The 19887-nt window shown below is 63.1% G+C and carries 21 protein-coding genes and 1 pseudogene; 9 read left to right on the top strand and 13 right to left on the bottom strand.

Translation table 11 applies throughout. The annotated features are described in order from the left end of the window. Window positions 1–61: 61 nt before the first annotated feature. Both PQR54_RS07730 and PQR54_RS07725 read left to right on the top strand, forming a co-directional pair. Window positions 62–448 (top strand): VOC family protein, encoded by a 387-nt coding sequence (locus PQR54_RS07730; RefSeq protein WP_408244796.1) that lies wholly within the window; start codon window positions 62–64, stop codon window positions 446–448. A gap of 155 nt (window positions 449–603) precedes the next feature. Beyond that, complete coding sequence (locus PQR54_RS07725) at window positions 604–1266, top strand: glutathione S-transferase family protein (RefSeq protein WP_408244795.1); 663 nt, start codon at window positions 604–606, stop codon at window positions 1264–1266. A 109-nt stretch (window positions 1267–1375) separates the two neighbouring features. On the opposite strand, the gene PQR54_RS07720 is transcribed toward PQR54_RS07725, so the two are convergent. Then, complete coding sequence (locus tag PQR54_RS07720; RefSeq protein ID WP_408244794.1) at window positions 1376–2242, bottom strand: phytochelatin synthase family protein; 867 nt, start codon at window positions 2240–2242, stop codon at window positions 1376–1378. Window positions 2243–2470: 228 nt separating this feature from the next. On the opposite strand from PQR54_RS07720, the gene PQR54_RS07715 reads away from it, so the two are divergent. Further along, the gene (locus tag PQR54_RS07715) at window positions 2471–2722 is read left to right on the top strand and encodes a DUF1289 domain-containing protein (RefSeq protein WP_408244793.1); all 252 of its coding nucleotides are present in this window, start codon (window positions 2471–2473) and stop codon (window positions 2720–2722) included. Window positions 2723–2731: 9 nt separating this feature from the next. On the opposite strand, the gene PQR54_RS07710 is transcribed toward PQR54_RS07715, so the two are convergent. Together PQR54_RS07710 and PQR54_RS07705 are read right to left on the bottom strand one after the other, a co-directional pair. Further along, window positions 2732–3796 carry a GGDEF domain-containing protein gene (locus PQR54_RS07710; RefSeq protein WP_408244792.1) on the bottom strand — a complete coding sequence of 355 codons (1065 nt, stop codon included), beginning with the start codon at window positions 3794–3796 and terminating at the stop codon, window positions 2732–2734. Window positions 3797–3836: 40 nt separating this feature from the next. Then, window positions 3837–4562, bottom strand: a complete 726-nt coding sequence (locus PQR54_RS07705; RefSeq protein WP_408244791.1) for a hypothetical protein — start codon at window positions 4560–4562, stop codon at window positions 3837–3839. Window positions 4563–5372: 810 nt separating this feature from the next. Between PQR54_RS07705 and PQR54_RS07700 the strand changes: the two genes are divergently transcribed. After that, the gene (locus PQR54_RS07700; RefSeq protein ID WP_408244790.1) at window positions 5373–6500 is read left to right on the top strand and encodes an alkene reductase; all 1128 of its coding nucleotides are present in this window, start codon (window positions 5373–5375) and stop codon (window positions 6498–6500) included. Window positions 6501–6571: 71 nt separating this feature from the next. After that, complete coding sequence (locus PQR54_RS07695; protein ID WP_408244789.1) at window positions 6572–7561, top strand: zinc-dependent alcohol dehydrogenase family protein; 990 nt, start codon at window positions 6572–6574, stop codon at window positions 7559–7561. Here the strand turns inward: PQR54_RS07695 and PQR54_RS07690 are convergent. Next, window positions 7558–8499 carry a LysR family transcriptional regulator gene (locus PQR54_RS07690; protein WP_408244788.1) on the bottom strand — a complete coding sequence of 314 codons (942 nt, stop codon included), beginning with the start codon at window positions 8497–8499 and terminating at the stop codon, window positions 7558–7560. The genes PQR54_RS07695 and PQR54_RS07690 overlap by 4 nt on opposite strands. A 93-nt stretch (window positions 8500–8592) precedes the next feature. Here PQR54_RS07690 and PQR54_RS07685 point away from each other — a divergent pair, with 93 nt between their 5' ends. Continuing rightward, window positions 8593–9264: a redoxin domain-containing protein gene (locus PQR54_RS07685; protein WP_408244787.1), complete on the top strand. Its 672-nt coding sequence runs from the start codon at window positions 8593–8595 to the stop codon at window positions 9262–9264. A gap of 24 nt (window positions 9265–9288) precedes the next feature. Here the strand turns inward: PQR54_RS07685 and PQR54_RS07680 are convergent, their stop codons facing one another. After that, a complete protein-coding gene (locus PQR54_RS07680; RefSeq protein WP_408244786.1) occupies window positions 9289–9633 on the bottom strand; it encodes a cupredoxin domain-containing protein in 345 nt (114 codons plus the stop codon). A gap of 33 nt (window positions 9634–9666) precedes the next feature. Beyond that, window positions 9667–10611, bottom strand: coding sequence for a metallophosphoesterase family protein (locus tag PQR54_RS07675; RefSeq protein ID WP_408244785.1), 945 nt, complete (start codon window positions 10609–10611; stop codon window positions 9667–9669). 382 nt (window positions 10612–10993) lie between these two features. Between PQR54_RS07675 and PQR54_RS07670 the strand changes: the two genes are divergently transcribed. Beyond that, window positions 10994–11740 (top strand): SDR family NAD(P)-dependent oxidoreductase, encoded by a 747-nt coding sequence (locus PQR54_RS07670; RefSeq protein ID WP_408244784.1) that lies wholly within the window; start codon window positions 10994–10996, stop codon window positions 11738–11740. Between the two features lie 66 nt (window positions 11741–11806). Continuing rightward, a complete protein-coding gene (locus PQR54_RS07665; protein ID WP_408244783.1) occupies window positions 11807–12454 on the top strand; it encodes a glutathione S-transferase family protein in 648 nt (215 codons plus the stop codon). A gap of 44 nt (window positions 12455–12498) precedes the next feature. On the opposite strand, the gene PQR54_RS07660 is transcribed toward PQR54_RS07665, so the two are convergent. From PQR54_RS07660 to PQR54_RS07635, 6 genes are all read right to left on the bottom strand, one after another. After that, window positions 12499–14682: a M1 family metallopeptidase gene (locus PQR54_RS07660; protein WP_408244782.1), complete on the bottom strand. Its 2184-nt coding sequence runs from the start codon at window positions 14680–14682 to the stop codon at window positions 12499–12501. Window positions 14683–15269: 587 nt separating this feature from the next. Further along, window positions 15270–16271 carry an aldo/keto reductase gene (locus tag PQR54_RS07655; protein ID WP_408244781.1) on the bottom strand — a complete coding sequence of 334 codons (1002 nt, stop codon included), beginning with the start codon at window positions 16269–16271 and terminating at the stop codon, window positions 15270–15272. A 91-nt stretch (window positions 16272–16362) separates the two neighbouring features. Then, window positions 16363–16575 carry a hypothetical protein gene (locus tag PQR54_RS07650; RefSeq protein WP_408244780.1) on the bottom strand — a complete coding sequence of 71 codons (213 nt, stop codon included), beginning with the start codon at window positions 16573–16575 and terminating at the stop codon, window positions 16363–16365. 36 nt (window positions 16576–16611) lie between these two features. After that, entirely contained in the window at window positions 16612–17250 is a 639-nt protein-coding gene (locus tag PQR54_RS07645; RefSeq protein ID WP_408244779.1) for a glutathione S-transferase family protein, read from the bottom strand. Window positions 17251–17289: 39 nt separating this feature from the next. Continuing rightward, window positions 17290–17739 (bottom strand): SRPBCC family protein, encoded by a 450-nt coding sequence (locus PQR54_RS07640; protein ID WP_408244778.1) that lies wholly within the window; start codon window positions 17737–17739, stop codon window positions 17290–17292. Next, window positions 17736–18071, bottom strand: coding sequence for an ArsR/SmtB family transcription factor (locus PQR54_RS07635; RefSeq protein ID WP_408244777.1), 336 nt, complete (start codon window positions 18069–18071; stop codon window positions 17736–17738). Before PQR54_RS07635 ends, PQR54_RS07640 begins: the two co-directional genes overlap by 4 nt. 160 nt (window positions 18072–18231) lie before the next feature. On the opposite strand from PQR54_RS07635, the gene PQR54_RS07630 reads away from it, so the two are divergent. After that, window positions 18232–19137, top strand: coding sequence for a LysR family transcriptional regulator (locus PQR54_RS07630; protein WP_408244776.1), 906 nt, complete (start codon window positions 18232–18234; stop codon window positions 19135–19137). Between the two features lie 24 nt (window positions 19138–19161). Here the strand turns inward: PQR54_RS07630 and PQR54_RS07625 are convergent. Then, window positions 19162–19775: pseudogene (locus PQR54_RS07625) on the bottom strand (HAD-IA family hydrolase). Window positions 19776–19887: the final 112 nt, after the last annotated feature.

Here is a 19887-nt window from a genome sequence, read left to right as displayed (position 1 = left end):
GCGCTGCGGCGCGCGCGGCACGTTATGCTTTGCGGCACATCCGTGTTTCGTGGAGTTGCCGATGCAGCCGCCCGTTCTCCGAGTCGCCCGCCCTACCAACGATCTGCATAAGGTCGCTGATTTCTATACGCGGGGATTGGGCTTCGAGGTCCTCGCGAGCTTCGAGAATCATGAAGGCTTCGATGGCATCATCGTTGGGCGGCGGGACTGTCCATGGCACATCGAGTTCACCCATCAACGCGGCGTGACCGTCGAACGCGCGCCGACCACCGAGCACCTGCTCGTGCTCTATCTCCCGGAACGCGATGCATGGAGCGCGACCGTCGAACGGCTGGAAGCGCTCGGCATATCGGCGTGCGAATCGGAGAATCCCTACTGGGACCGTCAAGGCAAAACGTTCGAAGATCCGGACGGGTATCGGATCGTTTTGCAGAATGCGGCGTGGTGATGACGAGGCACGCAGCCAGCAGCCGATGCATTCTGGTCGGTGCCACGCCAGCGCTGCCGAGTCGATGACGGCGCGTTCCCTCGTCGTTTGCGCATAGGCACGCGTCAGGAACGGCGGTAGACTGTCCGCCGGATCGAAACCGGACTCAAGCCACTATGCCCCGCGATTCCACCCCTTACGTGCTTTACTATTCGCCCGGCGCGGCAAGCATGGCCGTGCACTGGATGCTGATCGAACTCGGCATCTCGTTCGAATCCCAGTTGATCGACATCGACGCAGGCCGGCAGCACGACCCGGCGTATCTGCGGCTCAATCCCGCGGGACGCGTGCCCACGCTGATGGTCGACGGCACGCCGCGCCACGAGTCGGCCGCGTTGCTGATCCTGCTGGCCGAGCGGCATCCCGAGGCCGCGCTCGCCCCCGAGCCGGGTTCCGCCGATCGCGCCGCGTGGCTCGAAATGATGGTCTATCTCGCCAACACGATTCTGCCCGCCATGCGCGACTGGTTCTATGCGGACTCCGACGGCGACCCTGCCGGCGCCGAAGCGGTTCGCGCTCTTGCCTGCCGTCGTCTCGACGCGGCGTGGGACAAGCTCGATGCACATCTCGGCGAAAGCCACGACTATCTGATCGGCGCCAAGCTCAGCACCGCCGACTTCATGGCCATCATGTTGATGCGCTGGACCCGCAATATGCCGCGGCCGGCGCTCGGCTGGCCGAATCTTGCCCGCTATATCCGACAGCTACGTGCGCTGCCTTCGTTCATCGAATTGAATGCGCGCGAAGGGCTGACGGAATGGCGTAACGAAGAAGCGTGACGCGCGCTTGATCGGGAGCGCCCGGGCGCCTGTTTGCCGTGGCCGCACTCGCGTGAACCGTCTTACGTGTCGCACGATTGAATGTGGCGGCCGCCTCGACAAGCAGTCATCAACCCGGCCGCTTGCCGATGATCACGATCCCGCGTGAAATTCCGCTTACGCTATCCACCGCCAATGCGCCTGCATACAACTGCGCGATCGGCACCCACACCGCCGGATATTTGTAGCGCGCCACGTCGAGCAGCAACGCGCTGTCGCTCGCCGAATCGTAGGCGGCGAGCGGCGACCAGTGTCCGCCGCCCGTCTCGCCGATTTCCACCCGCCTGAAATTCAACAGCACGAAGCGGTCGCTGTGGCCCGTGGTCGCGCGCACAAGGTCGCGGAACTGGCCGAGCGACAGATCCGCCGCGTGATATTTCCAGACCTCGACCGGAAAGGCCTTCAAGGCCGTGCTGAGCTGATCGAGCGTCATGCCCTCCTGCGAGACCTTGGCGGCGTTAGCCACCTGCGGATCGATGCCGTGGAAGAAATCTTCCTGCGAGAAGAACGGAAAGTCGGGGTACAGGGTCGACTGCGGCCGGCGGATGCCCAATGCGTTGAGCGCCATGACCGAGGTCGCGACAGAGCAATAGGCCTGGTTGCGCTGCGTTTCGAAATATTGCGAGAGCGGCCAGTACGACTGGTTGGAGGTGGCGCTCGTCAGGCGTTTCTGACCGGCCGGCTGCGCCAGCGCGACGAGGTTCGGCGGCACTGCCAGCGGGCCGTCGGCCGGGCGTGCGGAGGCCTCGCTATCTGACTGGACAGCGCGCTGAAGACCGGGCTGAACAGCGGGCCGAATAACGGCAGGCGGAGCGGCGGCCTGACTGCTGGCCGGCGGCACCGGCGCACACGCGGCCAGCGCCGCGGCCATAACGCCGACGATCCACTCAGGCTGGCTCAAGCGCCTGATGGCGCGCATCAACGAATATCTGAACATGGATCTTTCCGCTGTGGATGAACCCGGACGACTGCGGCTGTGCCATCGCACGAATCGGCGCGCCCGCGCAAGCCTCGATTTTGTAACACGAAACAGGACTGCGCGTGCGCGACGGTGCGCGCGCTTCGGCCCGCGAAGCGCGCTTCTCCCCTACAATGCTGCAGCATTTTCTAACCGACTCTCGCCCATCGCCGTCGAGGTCAACCCCACGGAACCGCTGGTCGGATCATGACAATCCAGTCACCCTGTATCGACATTTGCAAACTCGATGGTAAAACCGGCTTCTGCCTCGGCTGTCTGCGTACGCGCGACGAAATACGCGCGTGGAAGACCATGAGCGACGACATGCGCCTCGCGGTCATCAAAGAACGGCCAGGCCGGGAAGCGATACTGAAATCGGAAACAGAAACAGAAACGGAAACGGAAACGGAAACAGCAGCGCAAGCGGCGCAAACAACATCCGAGACTCAAACGTCCTGAGCTCGCCGCTCAATCAACCTGAGCCGCGAACGCGTAGCCGTTCTTGCCGCCGCGCTTGACGCGATACATCGCGTCGTCGGCTGCGGCGACGAGGCGCTGATAATCGCTGACGAGATCGGGATAGCTGGCAATGCCGATGCTCGCGCGCACCACGCCGATGCCCATCTCCGCGTCGGTCTCGACCACGCACGCAATCAACCGTTGGGCAATTTCGGCCAATTCATCCGGCGTCGAATACTCGCGAACCAGCACCGCGAATTCGTCGCCGCCAATGCGCGCGACAACGTCCACTTTGCGCACCGACTCGCGAAAAGACCGCGACACCGCAATCAGGAATTCATCGCCGACGCGATGGCCGAGCGTGTCGTTGACCTGCTTGAAGCCGTCCAGATCCACATACAGCACCGCGAATTTGCGAGCCGTCGAACCGGCTTGCAGACTCGCCGCGGTTTCGTCGAGCGTGGCGAATAGCTTGCGGCGGTTCGGCAAGCCCGTCATGGGATCGTGCAACGCAGCGTGCTCGAACTCGTGCGACTCACCCATCAGCTGACGATTGCGTTTCGCGTACATGCCGAGCGCGGTGAGCAACATGCAGAACAGCAGCGCGGCCAGCGCGATCAATACATTCGCGACATGGCCAATGCGCAGGCGCACGTCGGCGCCATCGGCATCGCGCTGCGCGCGCCAGTACGGCGGGATCGTGGCAAGCAGCGCATCGGTGCCGGCCAGACTGGCATCGGGCGTCAACGCCGATGCCGGCACCCGCGGCGCCTCGGACGGACTCGCATTCACCAATGCCGCGAGCGCGTTGAGACGATCGGCGAGTTCAATGCGCGCACGCCGGTAACCCTGCGATTGCGTCGGATTGTCGGCGGAGCGTTGCTGCCATACACCGACAATCGCGCGAGCACTGTCCGCGCGCTCGGCCGCTTCGAGCACGAGCGCGGCATATTCCTGCTTCAACTGATCGGAGAAAATCGTCCGGATCTGCAAGGCGAGATAGAGCAGGCCGACCAGCAGACAAAGCAAGGATGCGCCGGCCAGCATGGCCGGAGCCCGCTTGAAGCGATTCATGAAAGCGCCGTTTGCAACGGCGCGCCCGAGTCGGTGCCGCTCAGGGGTGGGAGTAGATGTCTTGCCGATTTGAGTTGCCATGCTGCCGGTAATTCACACGACGAAAGAAGAGCCCCATGCGGGCGAACAAGGTGTCTTTGTGCCGCGCGGTCTCGGCGGCGCCGCGGCGTTCCTGCGGCGCGGCGCGGCCATCTTTACCCGCGCGCGACGCGACCAGTTGCTGCGTTGGCGGATTGGCCGCGCTTGCCGGACGGCGGGCGGACGTGGCGGCAGGCGCCGGCGTGACCGGTGCCGAAACCGCAACAGCGTTAGCCTGCACCGTCGTTGGCTTGACCTCACCATACCAGGACGCGAGTTGCCCGCCCGCTTCCGGATCCGAGGCGGCCGGCGCCGCCGCCGTGGTTGCATCGGCGTTGGATGTCGATGACGTCAGCGACGCTTGCGGCGCGTTTGGCCGCGCCGCGGCTACCGGCAACGTCGGCACCGCGGCGGTGTTCGCCACGACGGCCCCGCTCGCCGACGCGCCGTTGCCAAGCGCTTGCCGCGCGCCGGCCATGGCGTTGGCGTAGGTCTGTTGATCCTGATTGAACCAGACGCCGTACGCCACCGTACCCATCACGCCGATGGCGAGCGCGCTGGCCGCGGCCACGCACATGGCGAGGCGTCCAAACCTTGGCGGCATGGCGGGAATCGGCAGGCCGTTCATCTGGCCGCCGGTACTCTGGCCATCGAGCGCCGCATTTGGCGAATCGATATCGTTGTACATCGCAATACTCTCCGGAATCCTTATGTCTGAACTGATGGCCGACTTTATTCACACGATTTTCGAGGTCGATGCAAAGTCGCTCCAAAACATGTACTCCGCCGCCCGTGCGATAGCAACCCGGACATGCTGCGCTTTAAACGCCAGCTTGCGTGGCATGTCTACGCCGGGAAAACGGGTAAAACCTTCCATGCGCGGGTAGTGATGCACAAGGTCGGGAGTGTTTCGCAAGACGCGTGGGCGGGCTGTAAAGGCGGCGCACGGCGGGCATCGAGCGGGCGGCTATGTTCGTGCGACCACCATGCGTGAGCGCGGCAATTCGCGCGCGACTCGTCGCAGCTAGCTTAAAACGCAAGTGCCGTTCCCGCACATGGGCGAAGTGTGCGCGTTTGACCGTCCTGGTTCACTGGGACGGGTGCCGGGGTGGTTGCGTCGAATCGATTTTGTGCGCGCCTGGCCTGCCCTTGCGCCGCGGGGATCGCCTTTTTAGTGGCCGCTTTTTTGGCGCTTGAGCTGGCGCCCGACAGCTCGATTTCGGCGGCACGCGGCTACATCCATTGCTGGTTGATCGCCATGTAGTCGGCACTTCGCCCGCAATGCCCCAGCATTTTTAATGCATCAGACGCGCGTCCATCGCGGCGCACTTGCGATCGAGCGGTCGCACGCAACGCGCGTGGCCATTGATCCCGCTCTGGAATGATTCATATGCCGTCGCGCGCCTTCCCGGGGCATATCGGAATGGATAAATTCTTCATCAACGAATCGGCAACTCGCTGAACGTCTCCGAACTCACTACCCGGTAAAGGAAAGATCATGGCTCACCTGTTCACCACGAAGAAGGTCGGCGCTTACACCCTCGCGCATCGCGTCGTGCTCGCACCGATGACCCGCCTGCGCACCATTCAGCCCGGCGACATTCCCAGCCCGATGATGGCCGACTTCTACGGCCAGCGCGCCTCGCAAGGCGGCCTCGAGATCGTCGAAGGCGTCAGCATTTCGATTCCCGCCCGCTCGTATCTGGGCGCCGCGAGCTTCTATCACGACGGCCAGGTGGAAGGCTGGAAAGCGATCGCCAATGCGGTCCACGCCAAAGGCGGCCGCGTCTTCATGCAGTTGATTCACGGCGGCCGCCAAAGCCACGTCGAGATGACCGGCGGTGTCGCGCCGCTCGCGCCCTCGGTCGTCCCGTTCGATGGCGTGGCGCTGACGAAAAACGGCTTCGTGCCGACCTCGCCGCATCGGGCGCTCGGCATCGAGGAAATTCCGGGCATCGTCGAAGAGTTTCGGGTGGCCGCGCAGCGGGCGCTCGATGCGGGCTTCGACGGCGTGGAATTGCATGGCGCGAACGGCTACCTCGTCGACCAGTTCATTCAGGACGGCACGAACCACCGCACCGACGCCTACGGCGGCCCGATCGAAAACCGCGTGCGTTTCCTGCGCGAAACCGTCGAGGCGCTGATTTCCGTCTGGGGCGCGGACCGAGTCGGCGTGCGCATCTCGCCGTCCGGCGAATGGGGCGGCATCTCCGATAGCGATCCGGAAGCTACCTTCAGCCACGTCGCCCGCGTGCTCGACGGCTACGGCATTGCCTACCTGCATGTGATCGAACCGCGCGTGAAGGGCGACGACACGCTGCACGAAGGCCACGCGCCGGTCGCCGTGAAGTATCTGCGACCGCACTTCTCCGGCCCGATCATCGCCGCCGGCGGATTCGACGGCGACAGCGCGGAAGCCATCGTCGCGTCCGGCGACGCGGACCTGGTCGCCTTTGGCCGCCACTTTTCGTCGAATCCGGACCTGCCGTACCGGCTGCAGCACAAACTGCCGCTCACGCCGTATGTCCGCGCGGCATTCTGGGGCGGCGACGAAAAGCACTACTCGGATTTTCCGGTTTATTCGCCTACTGTAGAAGCCGCTGAACAAACCGCTGAAACTGCCTGAGCGCACGCGCCCTCGCCTTGCTGGCCTCGCTTGCTCGTTTGTGGCGGGGGCGCCCAACCCGGAGACTGTTAATGTCACGCACCATCATGTTCGCAAAAGCCGGTGGCCCTGAAGTGCTCGAATTCATCGAGACGCCGGTGGCCACGCCCGGTCCGCACGAAGTTCGCATCAAGGTCGAGGCCATCGGCCTGAATCGCGCCGAGTCGATGTGGCGCAGCGACGCCTATATCGAGCCCGTCAAGTTCCCCGCCGGACTCGGCTATGAAGCCGCGGGTGTCGTCGATGCGGTCGGCGCCGACGTCACCGGCATCGCGCCCGGCGACAAGGTCAACGTGATGCCCTCGTTCTCGATGAACCAGTACTTTACGTACGGCGAAGTCATCGTCGTGCCAGACAGCGCTGTCGTGAAGCATCCCGAGTCGCTCTCGTCCGCCGAGGCGGCATCGGTCTGGATGATGTTCGTGACGGCCTACGGCGCGCTGGTCGAAGACGCGAAGGTAGGCCAAGGCGACTTCGTCATCGTGCCCGCCGCGTCGAGCAGCGTCGGCCTCGCGGCCATTCAGATCGCCAACTACGCCGGCGCGACGTCGATTGCGCTTACGCGCACTTCGGCGAAACGCGAGCGGCTGCTGCAAGCCGGCGCCGCGCACGTGATCGCGACCGGCGAAACGGATCTTGTGGCGGAAGTCATGCGCATTACGAACGGCACAGGGGCGCGCGTGGCGTTCGATCCGGTCGGCGGGCCGAGCTTCGCGAAACTGCTCGCGGCGCTGTCGTTTCAGGGCATCGCCTACATCTACGGCGCGCTGAGCGAGCAGCCCACGACCTTGCCGTTGCTCGACATGATCGCCAAGGTGCTGACCGTGAAGGCTCACAACATCTGGGTGACGAGCGGCGATCCGGTACGGCAGAAGGCCGCGGTGGACTACGTGCTCAAAGGCTTCGCGAGCGGCGCGCTCAAGCCGGTGATCGACCGCACCTTCAAGTTCGACGACATGGTGGAGGCGCACCGCTATCTGGAAGAGAACGGCCAGTTCGGCAAGATCGTCGTGACGCTCTAGACCGGCCTCGCGGATTCGAGCGCCGGGTTCGCCGCGCGTGAAGCGGGAGCGGTTTCGTCGGCGAGGCAGTTTTCCACGAACGCGGTGAACTGTCTCGCCTTGGTGCTCGCGAGGCGTCCGGTCGGATAGACGGCCGACAGACTGATGGTGGGCAGCATCCAGTCGTCCATGACCGCCACCACCGCGCCCGACTTCAGCTCCGGCGTAAAGGCCCATTCGGAGGCCACGGCGACACCCATGTCGGCGAAGACGGCCGCGCGCAGGCCTTCGGTCGCGGTGATCCTGAGGCGCCCTTGCATGCGCACCGAGACTTCCGCGGTTTCCTTGCGGAACTTCCAGTCTTCGCCGCCGCCGTCGCGCGTGTAGATCAGGCACTTGTGCGCGAGCAGATCGGCCGGTGCCGTGGGAATGCCGTGACGGCTGAAGTACGCCGGCGTGGCGATCACGCGGCGGCGTGCCTCGGCAATGCGGCGCGCGGTCATGTTGGAATCGGCGAGCACACCCATGCGCAAGGCGACGTCGATGCCTTCCTCGACGAGGTCGATATTGCGATCGTCGAGCACCAGTTCGAGTTCGAGGTTCGGATGCTCATCGAGAAACGCCGGCAGACGCGGCACGATATGCAGCCGCGCGAAACACACCGCCGCCGAGACCCGCAGTTTGCCCGAGAGGCCGGCCGCCGAGCCACGCGCGGCAATCACGGCTTCGTCGGTTTCCTCCACCGCGCGTTTCGCGCGCTGGTAGAAGCTGGTGCCGGCTTCGGTCGGCGTGAGGGTGCGCGTGGTGCGAAGCAGGAGCTTGACGCCGAGCCATTCCTCGAGTTGCGCGATCGCTTTCGACACCGCCGGCTGACCGACATCGAAATGGCGCGCGGCGGCTGAAAACGAGCCGGTGTCGACCACGCGTATGAAAATTTCGATTGCCGCCAGGCGGTCCATCGCACGACTCCCGTGGAATAAGTGCAGCCGATTTTGCACCTTTCGCACGGACAGTGGAATGAATAAATGGGTCGCAGGGACAAGGAGGGAAACATGGCAGACGTACAAACCGATGAGAGCGCCGCAATTCGGCAGTCGCGGCTGTCGGATCGCGACGCCGAGCTGGCACTCAGCGCTGCGGCCGCGGCGGCGTCGAACGCCTTGCGGGCAGGCTCGCGCGCGCCGCTTTTCACGTTGTCCGATCGCACCGGCCGACGCGTGGGTCTCGACGAACTGCTGAGCGCCGGACCGGTCGTGCTGCATTTTTTCAGAGGCGGCTGGTGCACCTTCGCCGAGTCGAGTCTGGCCAATTTCGCGGCGGGCTACGAGGATGTGCTCGCACTCGGCGCGAGCGCCGTCGCCATTGCGCCGCCGTGCCAGGCCGCGGTGCATCGCGCTCCCGGCCATCTACCTGAACTGCTCGACGTGGACCTGCAGGTCGCACGCGCTTATGGCGTTGCATTCGAACTGCCGCTGCGTCTGCGCGCTACGTATGAACGGCTGGGTTACACGCGGCCGGCGGCCAGCGAGGCAAGCCGCTGGCTGGTTCCGATTCCGGCCACGTTTCTGCTCGATCGCGACGGCAGCGCCGCGCTGGTACACGTCGACGTGGACTACCGCAAATCGCTCGACATCGAATCGCTGCTGCGTGCGCTCAAGGCGCTTCAGGCAAGGCATGCAACCGATCTGCATGCAATGCGCGAGCGCCCTGGCCGCAGTCTGTAGAGGGGTCTCCCGCGACGCTCACGCTCACTGCACCGTGATGGTCTCCTTCATATTCGGATGAATGCCGCAGAACACCTTGTACACGCCCGGCTTGTCGAACTTGAACTGATACGTGTCGTTCTGGTCGAGCGCTGCGGAGCGGAACATGCCCGAGTCGTTCACTACCGTGTGCGGCTCGCCGTCGAGATTCTTCCAGGTCACGGTCGAACCCGCTTTGACCGTCATCTCCATCGGCATGAACATGAAATTCTTGATGGTGACTGTGTTCGGCGTCTCCGCACGCGCAACAGACAACCCGGCCGATGTCGCGAACAATGCTGAACTTGCGGCCAGTGCGAGCACAACGCGGCGAATGTTTTTAGTTTGCATCACTGATCTCCTGCAATAAAGAAAACTGACCGTTTAAACCAGCGTGGTGTCGTTGAGGGTGGCCTTGAGCGGGTGCTGTGCGATCTTAATGCTGGTCACCCCGAGCATTTTCGGAAGCTGGTCGCTGGCCACGGTCAACGGTCCAGGACCCGTGCCGTTGCCGGCGGTCGGCTGCGGATAAGCGGTCGAACGCGCCGTGTGGAACGTGATGTTGCCCTCCACCTTCGACACGATCTGATGAATGTGGCCGTTCAGAACGGTCACCGAGCCGAAGCGTTTCAGATAGCTCATCGCCTGGCCCGCATCGCCGGTGCCCCAACCCCACGGCTCGTAGATCGTCCACATCGGCATGTGCGCGAACACGACGATCGGCGTGCTGGACGAGCGCCCTTTCAGATCGTTTTCGAGCCACTCGAGCTGTTCGTCGCCGAGGCCGCCCAGGCCGTTCGGCTTGAAATGCATCACGTTGACGAGACCGATGAAATGCACGCCCTGATGGTCGAAGCTGTAATAGCCCTTGTTGTCCGAGGCCTTGCCGAAGCGGCTGAAGTATTCGGTTCCGGGGCCGTCCGTCACGTCATGCTCGCCGGGCACGGTGTGCAACTCCGTGATCTTCAGACCGGACATCAACTGGGCGGCCAGATCGAACTCCGATGCCTTGGAAAGATGCGTGATATCGCCGGTATGAATGGTCAACGCGGGCTTGACCGGCATCGCGTTGACGTACTCGATGGTCTGTTTCAGCGTGCCCGCCACATCGGGATTGGCTTCCTTGTTAAAGCCGATATGCGAGTCGCTGATCTGCAGGAAAAGCGGCACACCGCCTTTTGCAGCGGACGAGTTCGGGTCGGCCGCGAGGGCCAGCTCCACGGGTGTGAGAACCCCACCCGTCAGAACGAACACCGTGCCGAGACCACCGAACGCAAGACACTTGAGTGCGCCGCGCCGCGACGCGTTGAATGAATCATGTGATGACATGTTGACCTCACGATTGAGAGTCGCAGTCGAGCCGTGGATCATCCGGCGGCCCTCGCGAGTCGTTCGTCAGGCATGACTGAACCGGCTCCCGTTTTATTCCAGCTTCGATCAATGGGCAGATGAATCGCATTGCGGCGTTGACGGGCTGATGGAGGGTCTTACGTCGCGGCGGGCGAAGGCCAGGCCCGCGTCGAGCCCTTGCGCTTTGCAGGCGGCCCATGCCTGTCAAGCATGCCAGCCAGCTTATAAAGTCTTTTTACTCCCGCCGGGAAGTCACTAAATTGCAGTCAAGGCAATGAATCAAAGCAGATCACACCCGCTCAACCAGCCGCGGCCTGCTTCGCCCCCATACCGCAAATACATACCCTTCAGGAGTTTTGAAATGAGCCAGCCCGTCATTCTGATCACCGGCGCACTCACCGGCATCGGTCGCGCCACCGCCCTCGCCTTCGCTGACAGCGGCGCCCGTCTCGTCGTCTCCGGCCGTCGCGAAGCCGAAGGCAAGGCGCTCGAAAAAGAACTGCGCGAACTCGGCGCGGACGCCCACTTCATCCAGGCCGACGTGCGTCGCGACGAGGAAGTCGCGAACCTCGTCGACCAGACGGTCGCACGCTTCGGCCGCATCGACGCCGCCGTGAACAACGCCGGCACCGAAGGGCAGCCCGGCGCGATCACGAATCAAACCGTCGAGAGCTACAGCGCGACGTTCGACACCAACGTGCTTGGCACGCTGCTCAGCATGAAGCACGAACTGCGCGTGATGTCGGCGCAAAAAAGCGGCAGCGTGGTGAACGTTTCATCGACGTACGGCCACGAAGGCGCGGCCTTCGCTTCTGTGTACGCCGGCAGCAAGCATGCGGTGGAAGGCATGACCAAGTCGGCGGCGCTCGAAGTGGCGTCTACCGGCGTGCGGGTCAACGCCGTCGCGCCGGGGCCGACCGATACCGGCATGCTCGACCGCTTCACCGGCACGCCGGAGAACAAGGCCGCGCTCGCCGCCGGAGTGCCGCTCGGCCGCGTTGGCAAGCCCGACGAAGTGGCGCGCGCCATCGTGTTCCTGGCGTCGGAGGCGGCGTCGTTCGTGACAGGGCAGATCTGGACCGTCGATGGCGGCAAGACGGCCGGCTGATCGTCGCCCGATCGCGGAGGCGCGGCAACGCGCGCGCCTCGAAACATCATTCAAAGGACTCTGAACATGACTACCGAAACACTGACGCTTTACCATTCCACCGCGTCGCCGAACTCGCGGCGCGTGCGCATCTTTCTCGCTGAAAAAGGCGTGACGGCGACGCTCGTGGCGATCGACCTCGGCCAGCGCGAACAGCACGGCGACGCCTATCGCGCGATCAATCCCCGGCGCGTCGTGCCGACGCTGGTGCTCGAAGACGGCACGTCGATTGGCGAGGTGCCCGCCATCCAGCGCTACATCGAGGACGTCTCTCCGGACACACCCCTTTTCGGCACCACGCCGAAAGACAAAGCGCTGATCACGATGTGGGAGCGCCGCGCGGAACAGGAAGGCTTTGCCTCGGTGATGGAAGCGATCCGCAACACCGCGCCCGGTTTGAAGGGCCGTGCGATTGCCGGCCCGCACGACTACGAGCAGATTGCGGCGCTCGCCGAACGCAGCCGGCAACGGGTCGCCAATTTTATGGCGGACCTCGACGAGCACCTGAAACACTCTGCGTTCGTGGCAGGCGAGCATTTCTCGGTCGCCGACATTACCGCGCTGGTGACGATCGACTTCGCCGCGAAAGCCATCGACTTGCAAGTGCCGGTTGATCTGCAATCGCTCAGGCGTTGGTACGACGCGGTGTCATCGCGGCCCAGCAGTACGGCGTGACCTGTCGCGGCAGCGGAGGCCGCTGAATTACCTCGTAGCACCGCTTATTGGCCCTGCTGCGCCTGCGGCTTCAGTTTGAACTTGCCCTGATAGCGGATTGTCGGACGCTGCGATTGCGTGGTCGGCGCCGTCATCAGCAACTGGCGTGCAAGCGGTGTGGCCGCCGGGCTCAGCGAACCGATACTGGTGACGCGCGACGGGTCCGCGAGACCGTTGTTCACCAGCAGCTTCGCCTCGAGTTGCAGACTCGTCAGCAGGACCGGATCCTTCAGCGCATTACCCTGCGCGAGCAACTGGCTCCACGCGTTGTTGCTGTAGTTGGTCACATAGTAGTCGAGTCCGCTCGGATCGGCGAGCACCGCGGAACAGCCGTTCAAACGCACCTGCGTTTGCGTGTCCTTCATCGCCAGCGTCTTGCGCGAGGTGAGGCCGTCGCCGTATGCGAGTGTCAACGGGATGGTCCACTGCGTGCCCGGATACTGATTCTGATTCGGGAACGGCGACTGTTTCAGCGTGACTACGGTCTGGTTAGTCGTCAGATCGCACTGCGTGTCGAGCGAAATCAGCGGCACACCTGTTTGCCGCACGAAGCTGTCGCCGATCGCCACCATCGGCTGGCCGCTCGCCTTCGCCAGTTCGTCCCACAGACGCTTGGGCGTAACGTTGCCGAGGGCGTAGTCGGCGAGATACGACTGCAGGCCCTTGCGCATCACTTCTTCGCCGAGGTAGTTTTCCAGCATCTTCAGAACGTGACCGCCTTTGTCGTACGTGAAGGCGCTCGCGCTCAGCACGAAGTCGTTCGACGCCCAGCCGTTGAAGTTCGGCTGCACCGGGAACGCGGTGGACTTCAGGTCAGCGTTGATCACGGCGTACTTGTTCTTCACGTCGTCGACCCAGCTGAAGCGGTCCGGGAAGAAGCGCACTTTGGTCTTGTTCTCGAAGAACGTCGCGAACGACTCGTTCAGCCAGACATCGTCCCACCAGTCGAGCGTGACGAGATCGCCGAACCATTGGTGCGCGGCTTCGTGCGTGAGCACCGTCACGCCGTAGTCGGACATGGTCGTGCCCGGCGCCGGCAGAATGTCGTCGGCGAATTCGAGAATGGCGCCCCAGTTCTCCATGCCGCCGAAGTTCAGGTCCTTCTGCTCCTTGAACGCGTCGTTGGCAGCAATCGTGTCGAACTTGGTGAGCGGCAACGGAATGCCGGTGTAGCGATAGTAGTAATCGAGTGCCTGCTTGGTCTGCTGCATGGCCGGTTTGGCCCAGTCACGCATGCCGGGCGGCGTGAAAATCCGCAGATGCAGCCCTTTGCCGTCAGGCAGCGGGCTCGTGAAGTCGTCTTCGAGAATGTCGAACTGGCCGCCGCCGAAGAACAGCAGATACGACGGCATAGGCGGCGTCTTCTCGAACGACACCAGCTTGTAGCCGCTATCCACGATCACCGCCGGTTTCTCGGCCGCGTTCGAGACCACGTTCCAGTTCTGCGGGACCTCCGCGCTCACCTCGTAGGTGGGCCGGAAAGCCGGCTCGTCCCAGCCGGGGAACCATTGGCGCGCGAGGTTCGATTCGCCTTGCGTGAGGATCGCGCCGCTCGTCGAGCCGTCGGTCGATTTCAGATCGACGCGGAACACGCCTTCGGCCGCGGAGCAACCCGGATACGGATCGTCGCCGCAACTCCCGCCGGTTTTCGCGACCGGATCGTCATAAGTCTTGAAGTTGATGATGCCGCTCCACTCCATATGCAACGAGTAGTTGCCGGCGGCGATCTGCCCGCTCACGGGGCGCAGTTGATAGAAGTCGCCGTCGTCCTGCGGCGTAGCGATCAGTTGAATGTTGCCCGGCTGAAGCGTGATCGTGCCGTTGGTGAACTTGACCCGATGCCCGGCGATCGTGATCGCGTTGACGGCCTTCTGCACCTTGATCTGCACGTCGGCGCGGCCGTCGAACGAAGACAGCGCGGGGTTTGGCCGGAACCACAGCTTGTAGTTGACCGGCGTGACCGTGTCGGGCAACTCGACCGGCGGCACGGTCTTGTTGATCGAGGTGTCTGCCACGACCGGCGCGGCGGGCGGGGCCAGCGCTACTTCGGAGGCGCCTGACGCGGCGGCGGGCGCCTGCGCGGATTTGCTCGTCAACGAAGACGAGCCGTCGCTGCCGCCGCATCCCGCCAGAATCGCAATTCCGGCTAGTGCGAGGCACTGCATCTGCAATCGGAAATTTATACGCATGATTAATCCTCGACTGACAATATCGGCAAAAGAATGTGCGTTGAGTGCTTAAGCTGGTTTTCTCTTTTTTTCAGCGAAAAAGGTCTCCCGCACTAGCACCGAATTGCTAGCGAGAATATAAGGACGTGTTGGCGCCTCAGCACTTGTGGCTGATTTTAGAATTGCGACACACGTTTATTACAATGCTTTCATATCGACAGCCAGAGGATTTTCCCCGGCTGTTATTCGACGTCTGGCTGACCGGCAAAGCGGCGGCTTACCTGCGTCTCCGGGCAGGTGGATTAAACCGGATCAGTTTTTGACGACAGTGCGTAGCCTAGTTTGGCAAACGTTCCCGTGTCAACTTCCTTTCACAAACTTTCTTTAACTCGTGCGATTCGCATGCAAATCGAATGGTTTCGGTAACGAAGCTGAGTTAATCCTCTAAAGATCGGCGATATCGCGGATGACTACGGGAAACTTTATTTATTTATGCGGGATTGTGCTATAGCGCGTTAGGGCGAGAGAATTAACTCGAGTGAGGTTTCAATTTGAACTAGCTGGAGAGTTCACTAAGGAATTAGCGCGAATAATACGCAAACGATCGGTTAGCCATTCACCGTCGCCACGATTCGTGCGCACATCGCCTTGTCGGGTAATGGGCCCGAACCGGCCCGAACGTTGTCCGCCATGTATTGCGGACGCCCCGTGCCGGGAATCACGACCGTCACCGCCGGCTGCGCGAGCACGAACTTCAAGAGAATCTGCGCCCAACTCGTGCAGCCGATTTCCGCCGCCCACGCAGGCAGCGGCGTCTTGCCGACCCGTGCCAGCAACCCGCCGCCGCCGAAAGGCTGATTGATCACGACGCCGATGCCCAATTCCGCCGCGAGCGGCAAGATGCGCGTTTCGGCGGCGCGGTCGTCCGCGGCGTAGTTGATCTGCACGAAGTCCGGCTTCTCGCTGCGCATGACAGACGCGACTTCGTCGAACGCACTCGACGTGTAGTGCGTGATGCCGATATAGCGAATCCGGCCGCGCGCTTTCCAGTCGCGCAGCGTGGCCAGTTGCGTGCGCCAGTCGAGCAGGTTGTGAACCTGCATCAGATCGATGCGCGGCTGCTGAAAGCGGCGCAGCGATTCTTCCATCTGCGCGATGCCCGCTTCGCGCCCTTCGGTCCAGACCTTGGTGGCGACGAAGGCTTTGTTGTGCGCATCCAGTTGCGTGAGCAAAGCACCGGCCACGGCTTCCGACGAGCCGTACATCGGTGAAGAATCGATCACCGAACCACCGGCTTCGAACAGAATGCGCAGCACGTCGGCGAGTTGTGCGCGGCCGGTGGGATCGGTGCCGACATCGAAGGTGCGCCACGTGCCGCAGCCGACCACCGGCAAGCGTTCGCCCGTGGCGGGAATCACGCGTTGCGACATGCGTGGGAGCGGCGTGGTGGCGGATTCGGTTTGCGACTTAGGCGTTGGCGTTTGCGTTTGAGCCGCCGCCATCCGCGGCAATGCGAGCGACGCCGACAAGCCGACCGCAGTGTGTCCTGCAGCGCGCAGAAAACGGCGCCTGCCCGAAATCCCCACAGCGTTTTTCGACGAAAGTGCCATGACGTGCCCTCGATTCGCGCGCAGTACAGTGACTTCGTACGATACGGCAAATCGGCGCAGCACGTTGAAGCCACGCAAGACGCGACGCGCACTAGCGGATAAAGTGCCCGCAAATCGGCATACTATGCAGCCGCGAGATCAACGACGACTGTTGTCCGCCACCCGCCACCGCAAACTGGTCCGCCGCCATGGCGGACCCCGCCGCCGCACCGATCGCGATAACCGCGATCGCAATCCGGCGCAGCCGTCCGACGCGGCCGGCGAGCGGGCCCGACACGCTGCGCCAGCTGGCCAGCAAGGTCATCGTGAGTGCAACTATCGCGCAGCACATGACTCCTCCTCAGGCGTTCGCCGCGGCGCGCTCGTGCCGCGCGGGAAACGGATCGCGCCATGCGTCGAGCGCGTTCAGCTGATCGTGCCAGCGCACCACTTCTGGAAACTCTTCAAGCGGCATCGCCGCGCTTTTCGCGTACGGCAGCGAGATGCCGACCGAGAAATCCGCGACCGACAGGTCATCGCCAAGCAACCACTTGCGTCCCTTCAGATGCTGATCGAGCACGGTGGCATGCTTGCGGAAAAACCCTTGCGCCTCGGCGACCTTCGAAGCGTCGGGCTCGCCCAGTCCGGCCCACGGCTTGATCAGGTATTCGAAGTACAGCGCGCCGGCATGTCTTAGCAGATGCTGGCTATTCCAGCTGAACCAGCGCACGACGTCGATCTGCTGCTGCGCGCCCCGCGGCCAGAGCGGGGATTCCGCGCGCTGCGCGAGATGGCACAGGATCGCGTCGGCCTCCCAGATGATTTTTTCGCCGTCGACGAGACAAGGCACCTTGCCGTTCGGATTGATCGCCAGATAATCCGAACGGGTATGCTCGCCTTTGCGCAGATCGACAAAGGCATAGTCGATTGGTAACCCTAAGTATTGGGCCAATGCGCAGGTTTTTCTGGGAGACAGCGTTTCAGCATAGTAAAGCTTCATGGTCGACCTCAGTATGCGTTGACTTCGGTGGGATGTGCTTCATTTGGCTTCGTTTTCCAGCTCGGCAATCAGTGCGTCCAACTTCTCGAATGCACCGGTCCAGCCGGTTTGATGACCGTCGCGCGCGGCCTCGTCGAAGAACCGTGCGTGAGTGAAATACAGTTCCGTGCCCTCTTCTATCGGACGAAACCGGATCGTCACCAGCGACCGGCGCTCGGGCAGCGTGACCCATTCCCATGTGAAGACGAGCTTGCGCTCCGCTTCGACTTCCTGGTACTCGCCGCGGCAGTCGTGCGTTTCGCCGTCCAGCGTCTGAAACACCACGCGAAAGCGGCCGCCCACGCGCGGATCGGCTTCGACGCTCAGCACCGGCCCGGCGTCCGGTCCCCACCAGCGCGCCATCAGTTCCGGCCGCGTCCATGCTGCGTAGACTTTCGCAGGCGGCGCCTTGATGCGCCGAATGATGGTCAGGCTGGGCTTTTCGCTCATTCGTCGTTCCTCTCCACAAAATCGGCGAGCCGGTCGAGACTCGCGGACCAGAAGCGTTCGTAGCGTCGCAGCCACGCCATCGCCTCTTCCATCGGACCGGCGACCAGTTCGACCGACACGGTCCGGCCATTCTTTGTGCGCGCCACCAGACCCGCTTCGCTCAGCACATCGAGATGCTTCATGACGGCGGGCAGTTTGAGCGGCAACGGACGCGCGATTTCCGTGACCGACAAGCCCGGCTCGCGCTCGAGACGCGCGAGGATGGCCCGCCGCGTGGGGTCCACGAGGGCGGAAAACGTGCGATCGAGTTGACTGACTGGAGACTTTGCCATATGGTGAACTATAGGCCGCGCACTCCGGGAGTCAAGGTTTTTTGCGGCCGACTCCGTGAACCCGTAGGCCGTATTGCACTGTCCGTCACTGACGCGCCACCGCTATCATTCCAACGAGTCGCGATCACGGATTCGCTCAGCGTCGAGAGGACAGCACCTTATGGATCTTCTTCAAGGCATGGCAGTGTTCAAGCGCGTCGTGGACGCGTCCAGTTTCTCGAAAGCGGCGGATTCGCTGGAGATGCCGCGCGCTTCCGTGTCGACGGTCGTGCAGAATCTGGAGAGTCATCTCGGCGTGCGCCTGCTCAACCGCACGACGCGCCGCGTGCAGGTGACCGACGACGGCGCGCTTTACTACGAATACTGCGCACGCATTCTCGCCGAGGTCTCCGACGCCGAGTCGGCGCTATCGAGCAAACGCCAAAGTCCGCGCGGCACGGTCCGCGTCGACACGTCCGCCACCTTCGCGGCTCACGTGCTGATTCCCGTGATGCGCGATTTCAACGCGCGCTATCCCGACATCACGGTGAAGCTGGGACTGGCTGACCGCAACGTGGATCTCGTGCAGGAAGGCGTCGATTGCGTGATCCGCATCGGCGTGCTCGACGATTCGAACCTGGTGGCGCGCTCGCTCGGCAGCGTGCGCATGACGATCTGCGCCTCGCCTGCGTATCTCGAGCAGATGGGCGAGCCCGCCACGCCCGACGATCTCGACCGGCACCACGCGGTGAATTACTTTTCCGCGCGCACCGGGCGCGTCTATCCGATGGAGTTCGAAGCGGACGGCGTCCTCATCAAAAGACCGATCGAGGGCAAACTCGCGGTCAATGAAGGACTGGTCTATGTGGCGTCAGCGGTGGAAGGCCTGGGCCTGATTCAGACGCCGCGTTTCATGGCGGCGAAGGAAATCGAATCCGGCGCGTTGCGTGAGATTTTGCGCGACTGCCATTGCGCGCCGTTGCCGCTCTCGATTCTTTATCCGCACCGTCGTTTGAGCATGTCCGTGCGGGTGTTCAGCGAGTGGGTGCATGAACTGGTGCAGCAGAATCCGGACTTCTGCGACTAGAAACTTTGAAAACGGCCACGGCCGCTAGATCAAACCGCGACGCTGCAAGTCGTCCGACAATGCGCCGGCGCTGACGAACATGTGCCCTTGCAGTCCCGCATCGATCGCGCCGTTCACGTTGGCGGCCGTGTCGTCGACGAAAAGCGTTTGGGCCGCGGGCACGCCGAGTTGCTCCACACAACGCAGATACGTTTGCGCCGCCGGCTTCGCGGCGCCAAAAGCCGCCGACGAGTAGACGTGCGGCCCGAAAGCCGCGCGACCGGCGGATTCAGATAAGCGATGTGATCGGTCAACAGGCGGCAGTTGTTGGTCAGCACCGCGATGCGGTGCCGCCCGGCGACCTGGGCGGCAAGCGCGAGCGCGTCCTGGTTCGGCGTAATCGACGCCTGACGGTCGGCCAGCCAGTCGTCGCGGCTGATGGGGTAGTTCAGCAGCATGCCTAACTCGCGCAGATACTCGTCATCGCTGATTTCGCCGGCGTCCGCGCGCGCTTCGAGCCCCGAACCCCAGATCGCGTGACGCACGGCGTCCGCTGCGCAACCGGCGGTTGCCGCCAGATGATCGACACGCGCGGCGCGGTCGTAGTGGGACAAAACACCTTCCATGTCGAACAGAACCAGCGTGATGGATGCGGTCATGCTGTCGGCCTCGCGTCGAAAGCTTTCAGAAATGAAGCAACCGCGCGACGCGATGACGCCGAACGGTTGCCTGTTTCTATTGTGCCTCGACAAAACCATAACTGCCGGCAAC

The sequence above is a fragment of the Paraburkholderia phytofirmans genome (assembly GCF_046028095.1).
GTDB classification, from domain to species: domain Bacteria; phylum Pseudomonadota; class Gammaproteobacteria; order Burkholderiales; family Burkholderiaceae; genus Paraburkholderia; species Paraburkholderia phytofirmans_A.
The sequence above is the reverse complement of the archived record's forward strand: the minus strand, read 5'-3'. Positions and strand labels throughout refer to the sequence as shown.

Excerpts from the sequence above, each read along its gene's own strand:
- PQR54_RS07730 (WP_408244796.1), top strand. The coding sequence starts at position 62 with ATGCAGCCGCCCGTTCTCCGAGTCGCCCGCCCTACCAACGATCTGCAT.
- PQR54_RS07725 (WP_408244795.1), top strand. The coding sequence starts at position 604 with ATGCCCCGCGATTCCACCCCTTACGTGCTTTACTATTCGCCCGGCGCG.
- PQR54_RS07720 (WP_408244794.1), bottom strand. The coding sequence starts at position 2,242 with ATGTTCAGATATTCGTTGATGCGCGCCATCAGGCGCTTGAGCCAGCCT.
- PQR54_RS07715 (WP_408244793.1), top strand. The coding sequence starts at position 2,471 with ATGACAATCCAGTCACCCTGTATCGACATTTGCAAACTCGATGGTAAA.
- PQR54_RS07710 (WP_408244792.1), bottom strand. The coding sequence starts at position 3,796 with ATGAATCGCTTCAAGCGGGCTCCGGCCATGCTGGCCGGCGCATCCTTG.
- PQR54_RS07705 (WP_408244791.1), bottom strand. The coding sequence starts at position 4,562 with ATGTACAACGATATCGATTCGCCAAATGCGGCGCTCGATGGCCAGAGT.
- PQR54_RS07700 (WP_408244790.1), top strand. The coding sequence starts at position 5,373 with ATGGCTCACCTGTTCACCACGAAGAAGGTCGGCGCTTACACCCTCGCG.
- PQR54_RS07695 (WP_408244789.1), top strand. The coding sequence starts at position 6,572 with ATGTCACGCACCATCATGTTCGCAAAAGCCGGTGGCCCTGAAGTGCTC.
- PQR54_RS07690 (WP_408244788.1), bottom strand. The coding sequence starts at position 8,499 with ATGGACCGCCTGGCGGCAATCGAAATTTTCATACGCGTGGTCGACACC.
- PQR54_RS07685 (WP_408244787.1), top strand. The coding sequence starts at position 8,593 with ATGGCAGACGTACAAACCGATGAGAGCGCCGCAATTCGGCAGTCGCGG.
- PQR54_RS07680 (WP_408244786.1), bottom strand. The coding sequence starts at position 9,633 with ATGCAAACTAAAAACATTCGCCGCGTTGTGCTCGCACTGGCCGCAAGT.
- PQR54_RS07675 (WP_408244785.1), bottom strand. The coding sequence starts at position 10,611 with ATGTCATCACATGATTCATTCAACGCGTCGCGGCGCGGCGCACTCAAG.
- PQR54_RS07670 (WP_408244784.1), top strand. The coding sequence starts at position 10,994 with ATGAGCCAGCCCGTCATTCTGATCACCGGCGCACTCACCGGCATCGGT.
- PQR54_RS07665 (WP_408244783.1), top strand. The coding sequence starts at position 11,807 with ATGACTACCGAAACACTGACGCTTTACCATTCCACCGCGTCGCCGAAC.
- PQR54_RS07660 (WP_408244782.1), bottom strand. The coding sequence starts at position 14,682 with ATGCGTATAAATTTCCGATTGCAGATGCAGTGCCTCGCACTAGCCGGA.
- PQR54_RS07655 (WP_408244781.1), bottom strand. The coding sequence starts at position 16,271 with ATGGCACTTTCGTCGAAAAACGCTGTGGGGATTTCGGGCAGGCGCCGT.
- PQR54_RS07650 (WP_408244780.1), bottom strand. The coding sequence starts at position 16,575 with ATGACCTTGCTGGCCAGCTGGCGCAGCGTGTCGGGCCCGCTCGCCGGC.
- PQR54_RS07645 (WP_408244779.1), bottom strand. The coding sequence starts at position 17,250 with ATGAAGCTTTACTATGCTGAAACGCTGTCTCCCAGAAAAACCTGCGCA.
- PQR54_RS07640 (WP_408244778.1), bottom strand. The coding sequence starts at position 17,739 with ATGAGCGAAAAGCCCAGCCTGACCATCATTCGGCGCATCAAGGCGCCG.
- PQR54_RS07635 (WP_408244777.1), bottom strand. The coding sequence starts at position 18,071 with ATGGCAAAGTCTCCAGTCAGTCAACTCGATCGCACGTTTTCCGCCCTC.
- PQR54_RS07630 (WP_408244776.1), top strand. The coding sequence starts at position 18,232 with ATGGATCTTCTTCAAGGCATGGCAGTGTTCAAGCGCGTCGTGGACGCG.